The following is an 8,544-nucleotide window of genomic DNA, read 5'->3' on the forward strand; positions in this document are numbered from 1 at the left end:
TTATATGAGCCAGCAATTTGATGTCATCGTAATCGGTAGCGGCTTTGGTGGGTCAGTAGTTACCTGCCGTTTGGCTGAATCGGGAGCGCGGGTTTTGGTATTAGAACGCGGCCGGCGTTGGACGAAAGACCAATACCCACGTCAAGCCAAAGATGCCTGGATTTATGAACACACCCAGCCGCAAAAACATAATGGCTGGCTCGATTTACGCTTTTTTAAGGGGATGGCTGTTGCTCAGGGGGCGGGGGTTGGTGGCGGTTCTCTGTGCTATTCCAGCGTGGTTTTAGAAGCAAATCCAACGCGATTTGAGCAGGGTTGGCCACCGGAAATTACTTACAGTGAATTGCAGCCTTATTACGATCGCGTGCGGAAAATGATGGGTGTCCATCCCATACCTCCAGGGCAGCGTACCCAACGGGCAAAATTGATGGAACAGGCGGCGCAAAAAGTGGGGTATCGCGATCGCTTCCAAAGTATGCCCTTAGCAATCTCTTTCGATTCAGACTGGAATTACCAACTGGAAGATCCCTTGAATGAAAAGCACTCCCGGCAATTTGTCAATGCCCAAGGGCAAAAACAAGGCACTTGTATTCATTTGGGTAATTGTGATTTGGGGTGTGATGTCCACGCTAAGAATACCCTCGATTTGAACTACATCCCGGCTGGGGAAAATAAAGGGGCAGAGGTGCGATCGCTCCACTTGGTACGCTATATTCAACCAGATGAGGGTGGTTATCGCGTTATTTTTGACCGCATCGAAAACGGGCAATTAATTCGTGGGGAAGAGAGGGGCAAAATAGTTGTCATCGCCGCAGGTTCTCTCGGTTCTAGTGAGTTGCTATTAAATAGCCGCGATAAGTACCGCACTTTACCTAAAGTTAGTCAGCAACTCGGTAAAAATTGGAGCGCTAACGCCAACGTCCTTACCCCCGATTTCTACGGCAAAGATGTTGAGGTGAGGCAGTCCATTGGCCCAACGATTACCGCAGGTATGGACTTTACTGATGGTAGCTTTGAGGGAGAGAGTTTTATTATTGAAGATGATGGCTTTCCCAATATGTTGCTGAATGCCATTAGCAGCAAACTGAATTCTGGTAATTTCAGCCTATTTGCTTTAGCTTTACGCAACCATTTGCAGCGTGGTTTGGATGAAAAGAATCCCTTAAGCAACGTTATGGTTTGGCTAGGTGCGGGTGTTGATGCTGCTGATGGGCAACTTTCTCTCGGTCGTAACTGGCTCAAACCTTGGGAAACAGACTTAAAACTTGATTGGAATATCCAGCGCTCAAAGTCTGCAATTGATGCCATCTTGAATCTGCAAAAGCAACTTTCCCAAGCTAACGGCGGTAAGCTTTATATTCCCTTTTACTGGTCAGTTCTTCGCAGTTTGTTAACAGTGCATCCCCTTGGAGGATGCAAAATGGGGACAACTGCTGAAGATGGTGTGGTTGATCATAAAGGAGAAGTTTTCGGCTACAAAAATCTTTATGTCGCCGATGGGGCAATTTTACCTCAAGCTGTTGGGCGCAATCCTTCTATGACTATTGCTGCTTTAGCAGAACGGGTGTCTCACTTGATGGTGAGCAACTGATACACTGGGGCGATCGCACTTTTCAGTTTTATCACGGTACGCTTTGCAGAAAACTAGCTTATTCTAGATTTTGGAGGAGGCGATGCCTACGACGGGCTACGCCTACGCCTTTACAGTTTTCTGCGGTTACTTCTACGTCGATAGGAGCGCACTATTTTTAAAATTGGTGGCTTATGCCAATCCTCTGTAACAATTAATTAAAACTAATTTTGACGAATTAGTTAACATAACTAAACTTTTTGACACTCCAGACAATGCAAGCGATCGCCTGGCTTTGAAGGGCATTTGACAGTCATAATAGTGCAGTTGGACTCAGCAAACCACCAATGGACATACCTGCATAAATCAGCATATCGGCAGCTTCACAAGCAAAGCTAAGTGCGACTGCTAGCCTAAAGTTACCACTTGTGAGTATGGCGGCTTTGCCTTGCAGTTTTTTAGAACCGCGCTCAAAATTTTTGCTATAGCTGTTAGTTCTTGTCAAAAAATTGTCATAATTTTTTTTGATCTGTATTTGAGTGAATAGCTTTGTTTAAATCCCGCAGTAATTCTTCTTCTGCATCCCGCTCTTGTTTGAGTTCCCGAATCATTTCTTGACTAGAACCAATTAGCAAGCCCGCAACTGCACCAACGATCGCATATTTTTGGTCTAAATTTTTATACATTTGACTTGTGTAGGGGCAAGGAAGTAAATTAGCAGTAATAAAACCAATTACTGCACCTACAAATGCTGTCACAAAGGCAGAAAAAACGATTAATCTAGCGTTCATTTGCTTCGCTCCAATCTTTATAGCTTTGCTAAATTATTAGGAGATACTCTACATTGTGTCAGTGGTTCCCAAAGTTACAACTTAATCTTTACCTCTTGTAATACAGCACTTCCGGATCGAGCCACAACCGCATTGCATATTGCTTTTCACCAAAAATTGTTAAATCCCCAACTCCTGGCGTTCTCAGCAGTTGATCTCGTAAATTCAGATCGATATAGTTACTAATAAACAGCGCGTCATACTCATTATTTTCGGGATAAAGAGCATAGACTAACAAAATACTTGTAGAAAATGTTTGTGCTGTCACACCGAATTGTTGCACCGTTGTCGGTAAGCGAGGTGTAGCAAGGGCGAGGCGATTTTGGACGTTAACTTGAGCAATATTTTTATCTGTGTCTGACCCAAAATATACCGAAATTTGGCTACTACCTGCGGAACTGTTCGAGGTCATGTACTGCATTCCCTCAACGCCGTTAATTTGTTGCTCCAGCGTAGTTGTCACCACAGTTTCGACAGTTTACTAACATATTGTATCTGCTGTCTGAGCGATCGCGTAAAGCCTCCGGCCGATCACTGATTCAGGCGATAATAGTACATTTGCATTGAGTTAATAGCGATCGCAATTACCATACTGCATTAAGGTTTGGATTGTAAAAACAAGTGGCAACACCTCTACCTTACATTGCATCTTTGATTGTGTATTTAGTTGCATTGCTCGGTTGCCTTGGGTCTTTGATTGTCTCAATAACTCCCTGCAAAAATCCCAGTAGGCTCACAAAACTTAGCACTCTTAATCCAAACATCACCCTGACTTGAATTTGCCTGCTCTCAGTCTCAAGTTATTTCTGCACCCTGTCAAATTTTGAATTTAGAATTGCTGAAGACTAATATTACCTTAGAACAACTATTTGATTCACCATCACCGCCAATGCCAGCATACCCAAAATCGTCATTAATCCCGCAGGCATAAATTTGCGTGTTTTTACCAATCTAAATACAAAAAACACTACAAAAATAGCAGTAACTAATACAGCTAAAATCGAACCCCAAGCATGCCCTTGGAGTTGAAAAAAGGCGGCAATTATTAGTAATAAACCACTAATACTACCACTTAGGAGTGAAACTATACTTCTCGCCTGAATGTAGCCAATAATGCCACCAACAATCGCTAAAATGCCGTAGGCAAAAGCAGCAACTATACCTAAATTCATTGTTAAAACATCTATAGACTTTGACTTTACTACCAGGGTCAGCAGACAATTTACCATAGCTATTTAGCTATACCACACAATTAATTGATTGATGGATAATCAAGCGATGCCAATGGCAAGTACTTCCTCATATACAAAGGTTCAACATCTCCAGCGCCAAGCAGCCTCACTTTTACTGTACCAGTCTGTTCTCCAAAGCGAAGTGGGGATGGCATTTCTGGAACTGTTGCAAGCGATACGTTACACTGAAGCCGATGCAAGGGGTTGTCTCCAAGCCTACGGCAGTTACTTCCACGCTTTGGCTGCTAGAAATCAAAACTGGGAAGATTATTTAATTACTCAACTTCTCTTCTCTGAGAATCCTTTTACAAGGTTAGCCCAACAGCGAGGATTTGAAGATTTACCCCCAGCAATAGTTGCAGCAGTTCACCATGATTTACAAGTATTGCAAAGTCTCTATGAATGTAGCAGCGCTTCTTTAAGCGAGTGGGTACAAGGCGTTGCTCATACGCCGATTTCACCGGTAGTGTGGTATAAAGAGCAAGAATTGGTAGGAGTAGAGACAAAGTTCGCTACATATCTACAAGAGTTAGATAATTGGGGTGATGCTGTAGAAGAGTTAGCAGCTTATTATCGGCAATGTGGCTCTGGTTTATTTGCAGAATATCGCGCTTTACGCTGGCAAGCTGGTCAGTTTATCGGTATTCGGTATTCTGACCCCATTAAGCTGAGTGCCCTTGTCGGTTACGAGTCTCAAAGGGATGCTTTGCTCAAAAATACAGAGTTTTTATTATCAGGAGAGATGGCACTGCACGTATTACTTTACGGTAGTCGGGGTTCTGGCAAATCTTCTTTAGTGAAATCTTTGTTGAATGAATATGGCAATCGCAGCCTCCGCTTGTTGGAAGTGGCAAAATCTGATTTAAAAGACCTACCAAAAATCGTGGAACATTTACGAGATGTGTCACAAAAATTTATTATTTTTGTCGATGACCTTTCCTTTGAAGAAGATGATGATGCTTTTAAAGCTCTCAAGGTAGTTTTAGAAGGTAATTTAACCGCGCGGCCTCAAAATGTAGTGGTATACGCTACTTCCAATCGCCGCCACCTGATTCGGGAGTTTTTTGTGGATAGACCTGCACCTAAGGATAACGAAGAAATCCATGCTTGGGATACGATGCAGGAGAAGCTTTCGTTTAGCGATCGCTTTGGTTTAACCTTGACCTTTGAACCAGCCAATCAAAAAACTTATTTGAAAATTGTACAACATCTAGCCGCCCAAGCTGAAATTAATATTACCCAAGAAGATTTGGAATTTCAAGCATTACAATGGGCAACTCGCCATAATGGTCGTTCTGGACGTACAGCACGGCAGTTTATTGATTTTCTCAAAGCAGATTTAACACTTTTTCATGCAAATAACAATACACCCAACATCTAACATTAAAATTAACTCATTGATCGTTGCACTTCTTGGTTATTTACAGAACAATGTTATGGTTATGCACCAGTAACTCCAACTAGATATTTAAGAATGACTATAAGAGGGGTAATGACCTTAAGAACTACTTATTCTGATAATTTAACTACGCTAAAACCCAGCAATATGCAATCAGTAATGATCAGCAATCGATTTATACTAGTGATAGTTGCCTTTAGTGTGAGTTTTGGACTTAGCCTTGTCCCAAGCTGGGATTTTAATAAAGCCTTTCTCACCAGTGTAATTACTGCCGCAACTATCTATACAGCAGCAGTATTCGTAGATAAGCGACGCCGAAATTATGAAATGTTTGTTTTAGGTTCTCTCCGCAAGCGAATTAAAGATATGGAGGGATTAAAAGCTCGTGTTGTCAGAGAAATAAATCAAATCGAAGAACATCATAATTTATTATATGCCGAGTCACAACATCTGCAAAATCAAGTTACAGAAAGCCGTAATCAAAGAGATAGTCTACATCGAGAGTTAAGAACATTTGCCGGACAAAAAAAGCAGCTAGAAAATGAAATAAATAGTCTGCAAACTGAAATTGATAACTTGCAGGAAAATCAAACCGAATTGAACAATGCTTTTTCTATCCTCACAGCAGAGAAGCGTCGTCTGGAATCTAATTGTAATGTATCTCGTGCTGAAATCACTCAGTTGCAAAGTCAAATCTCTGAACTCCAGCAAGAGAAACAAGAAGTTGAAAGCAATTTAACTCTTTTAGGCAGACTCAAACCCCAATTAGAAGAAAAACTATATGAATTGCGAATTGCAATTCAAGAGCTAGAAGTTGAGACAATCCAAAAAAATCAATTGCTTGTAGCAACAAAAACTGAAAGAGAAAATATCCAAGCTATCCTGAATTCTTCACAAACTCAAATAGCAGAACAAAAAGCCGAATTGCAGCAGTTACAAGGGCAAGTTTCGTTATTACAAGAAGAACGAGACTCATTGCAAAATCAAGTATGGGAATTACTACAACAAGTAGAAACATTTAATTCTGAGCCTTTTACGGAAAATTCCCCAGAAGATGATGATATTGAATTGTTTCCTTTTTCTGAAATAATTGAAACTTCAGCCATCATTAAAACTTCGGATACTGATAAATCGGAGAATATACCCGAAGAATGGACTAATTTTCTAGAAAATCTGCCAGAACATGAGTTACAAGTCTTAAAAGCTATAGTTAAACAAGATAACCCCAATGGTGCTATTAAAAAAATTGCCGAAGCAAATATCACTATGCCGAATCTACTAATCGATTCTATAAATGAACGGGCAAATGATACTATTGGTGAATTAATAATTAATACAGATTCGGAAAATCCACAAGTTTACCCTGAGCATATAACCCATATCAGGAAAATGATTGCAACGTATGAAGACCTTATGACTAGACATACTTCGTCAAATTAAATTATTATTGCCATCGTAAGATTTAGTAGTAATGTGAATATTTACCTTAACCTATGCGAGCAAATATATCTGGCGATTAGAAATCCCGGCTACACAAACTTTCGTCCGCCTGCGCGGACTCTTAGAAATTTGAAACCCACATTCGCGTAGCGTTCTGTTGGCGCAGCCTTTCGTAGAGAAGGAAAGGTGGGTTTTGTCTGTATAGCCGCGAATTTTATTCGCTAGGTCTAGGGACATTTTTACTGTATGCTTCTGTGTTTAGAATAAAGTGAAGTGTAATACATGGCAAAGCTCAAAATCTCGAAAAAAATCTCCACTGCTTTAATCAATTCCCTTGGTGCGGGGGTAGTACCAAGAGTAGGAGTTGAATATATCGCAGTAGGCCGAGAAAAAGAACTAAAAAGCCTATTACAAAATCTCGATGATATTGCAGAAGGTGTAGCAGCATTTCGCTTTATAATTGGTAATTATGGATCAGGGAAAAGTTTTATACTGCAACTAATTCGTAACCGAGCGATGGAGCAAGGTTTTGTAGTAGCTGATGCTGATTTATCCCCGGAACGCCGATTAGCTGGAAGCAACAATGAAGGTGTTGCTACCTATCGAGAATTAATGAGCCATCTCGCTACAAAAACTCGTCCTGATGGTGGTGCTTTAGTCTCAATTTTAGAAGGATGGATTAATAAAATTCAACAAGAAGTGGTTAAAGAAACTGAGATGCGTCCCAATGACGATGGTTTTGATGACCAAGTTGAATCGAAAATTAGGGAAGTAGTTCAGTATATTGAAGATTTAGTTCATGGTTTTGATTTTGGTAGCGTGATTATCGCTTATTGGCGTGGCTACCGAATGGATGATGATAATTTAAAAAATGCGGCGATGCGCTGGTTGCGGGGAGAATTTACTACTAAAGTTGAGGCAAAAGCAGCTTTAGGAGTGCGGGTAATTATTGATGATGATAGTTGGTATGATTATATAAAACTGTTTGCGAAATTTGTCGCTGAGATTGGCTATAAAGGACTGTTAATTTTAGTTGATGAAGCCGTACATTTATATCAAATATCTACTACAGTCACGCGGGAAAAAAATTACAATCGACTTCTGGCAATGTTTAACGATACAATGCAATGTAAAGCGGAACATCTTGGCATTGTAGTTGGTGGAACAACTAAATTTTTAGAAGACCCCAAACGCGGACTTTTTGCAGACCAAGCTTGGCAAAGACGCACAAAAGAAAGTCGTTTTGTTGCCCAAGCTAATGTTCAGGAACATTTAGGGCCAGTGATTCGGCTAAATCCGTTGAGTGAAGCAGAAATATTGACGCTTTTGCAACGTTTAGCTGAGATTCATGCACTCAATTTTGGCTATGAACAGACTTTGACAAATCGTGAGTTGAAGGAGTTTGTGCAAGAAATTATTAATCGCTTGGGTGCAGAAGCATTACTGACACCAGGGGAAATTGTACGAGATTTTATGAGTGTGCTGAATATTCTTCACCAAAATCCAGGAATTGCGTTTGCTGAATTAATTCATGGCTCTAAATTTAAACCTACTGCTATAGATGCAGATGTGGATGAGGATGGCGCAGCAGAATTTAGTTTGTAATTTACTCTCTAGTAATTGGTAAACCTAGCCAATTGCTAAGTTCATAAGCTAACCAGTCAAGTTCTGGCAGACTCACAGGAAAACTATTAGCATAATTGGTAAAAACTTCATACTTTCTGCTTCCTGCCCAGATTATTAGATAAGGTCTATTAGCAATATCTTTTGTGCGTTCCAGTTGACTGATGTTTTGCATTGGGCTAGGAAGTGGACTATGATGCTCAATCCCAAAAAGATTAAATATTCGTGAAATCTGTTGTCTACTGATATGCAATCGCATTTCCCCAAAAAAATCTATCAAAATATGCAAAATATTGTTAGCTAAAAGGCCAGAAATGTTGAATCCTAATACAAAACTTTACATATTTAGTTACACAATCTATTGGACAAATTGCATATTTATCGTGTAACTTTTTTTGAACTTTCTTCTGTACTAATTCATTCAATTTTTGGTAAATTTCTTTAAAAGGT

The 8,544-nt window shown here is 40.2% G+C and carries 9 protein-coding genes; 4 read left to right on the plus strand and 5 right to left on the minus strand.

Annotated elements, in window-relative coordinates; translation table 11 throughout:
* The first annotated feature begins 4 nt into the window (after positions 1–4).
* Positions 5–1,591, plus strand: a complete 1,587-nt coding sequence (locus V7L31_RS12475) for a GMC family oxidoreductase (protein ID WP_334696508.1) — start codon at positions 5–7, stop codon at positions 1,589–1,591.
* 292 nt (positions 1,592–1,883) lie between these two features.
* Here V7L31_RS12475 and V7L31_RS12480 read toward each other — a convergent pair whose 3' ends face one another.
* The 4 genes from V7L31_RS12480 to V7L31_RS12495 all read right to left on the minus strand — a co-directional run bounded on the left by V7L31_RS12480 (position 1,884) and on the right by V7L31_RS12495 (position 3,572).
* Positions 1,884–2,075, minus strand: a complete 192-nt coding sequence (locus tag V7L31_RS12480) for a hypothetical protein (protein WP_334696509.1) — start codon at positions 2,073–2,075, stop codon at positions 1,884–1,886.
* Positions 2,076–2,082: 7 nt separating this feature from the next.
* Positions 2,083–2,361: a hypothetical protein gene (locus V7L31_RS12485; RefSeq protein WP_334696510.1), complete on the minus strand. Its 279-nt coding sequence runs from the start codon at positions 2,359–2,361 to the stop codon at positions 2,083–2,085.
* A gap of 88 nt (positions 2,362–2,449) precedes the next feature.
* Positions 2,450–2,866 (minus strand): efflux RND transporter permease subunit, encoded by a 417-nt coding sequence (locus V7L31_RS12490; protein WP_442944411.1) that lies wholly within the window; start codon positions 2,864–2,866, stop codon positions 2,450–2,452.
* A gap of 385 nt (positions 2,867–3,251) precedes the next feature.
* Entirely contained in the window at positions 3,252–3,572 is a 321-nt protein-coding gene (locus V7L31_RS12495; protein ID WP_334696512.1) for a TMEM14 family protein, read from the minus strand.
* A 91-nt stretch (positions 3,573–3,663) separates the two neighbouring features.
* Between V7L31_RS12495 and V7L31_RS12500 the strand changes: the two genes are divergently transcribed.
* The 3 genes from V7L31_RS12500 to V7L31_RS12510 all read left to right on the plus strand — a co-directional run bounded on the left by V7L31_RS12500 (position 3,664) and on the right by V7L31_RS12510 (position 8,076).
* On the plus strand, positions 3,664–5,013 hold the full coding sequence (locus tag V7L31_RS12500) for an ATP-binding protein (RefSeq protein ID WP_334696513.1): 1,350 nt from the start codon (positions 3,664–3,666) through the stop codon (positions 5,011–5,013).
* Between the two features lie 165 nt (positions 5,014–5,178).
* Positions 5,179–6,471, plus strand: coding sequence for a tellurite resistance TerB C-terminal domain-containing protein (locus V7L31_RS12505; RefSeq protein WP_334696514.1), 1,293 nt, complete (start codon positions 5,179–5,181; stop codon positions 6,469–6,471).
* A gap of 282 nt (positions 6,472–6,753) precedes the next feature.
* Entirely contained in the window at positions 6,754–8,076 is a 1,323-nt protein-coding gene (locus V7L31_RS12510) for an ATP-binding protein (RefSeq protein WP_334696515.1), read from the plus strand.
* Between the two features lies 1 nt (position 8,077).
* Here V7L31_RS12510 and V7L31_RS12515 read toward each other — a convergent pair whose 3' ends face one another.
* Positions 8,078–8,269: a hypothetical protein gene (locus tag V7L31_RS12515; RefSeq protein WP_334696516.1), complete on the minus strand. Its 192-nt coding sequence runs from the start codon at positions 8,267–8,269 to the stop codon at positions 8,078–8,080.
* Positions 8,270–8,544: the final 275 nt, after the last annotated feature.

Source organism: Nostoc sp., from assembly GCF_036916655.1.
Taxonomy (GTDB): domain Bacteria; phylum Cyanobacteriota; class Cyanobacteriia; order Cyanobacteriales; family Nostocaceae; genus Nostoc.

Bases quoted from the DNA above. Each gene is read 5' to 3' on its own strand.
- V7L31_RS12505 (WP_334696514.1), top strand. From the start codon at position 5,179: ATGCAATCAGTAATGATCAGCAATCGATTTATACTAGTGATAGTTGCC.
- V7L31_RS12515 (WP_334696516.1), bottom strand. From the start codon at position 8,269: ATGCAAAACATCAGTCAACTGGAACGCACAAAAGATATTGCTAATAGA.
- V7L31_RS12495 (WP_334696512.1), bottom strand. From the start codon at position 3,572: ATGAATTTAGGTATAGTTGCTGCTTTTGCCTACGGCATTTTAGCGATT.
- V7L31_RS12510 (WP_334696515.1), top strand. From the start codon at position 6,754: ATGGCAAAGCTCAAAATCTCGAAAAAAATCTCCACTGCTTTAATCAAT.
- V7L31_RS12500 (WP_334696513.1), top strand. From the start codon at position 3,664: ATGGATAATCAAGCGATGCCAATGGCAAGTACTTCCTCATATACAAAG.
- V7L31_RS12475 (WP_334696508.1), top strand. From the start codon at position 5: ATGAGCCAGCAATTTGATGTCATCGTAATCGGTAGCGGCTTTGGTGGG.
- V7L31_RS12485 (WP_334696510.1), bottom strand. From the start codon at position 2,361: ATGAACGCTAGATTAATCGTTTTTTCTGCCTTTGTGACAGCATTTGTA.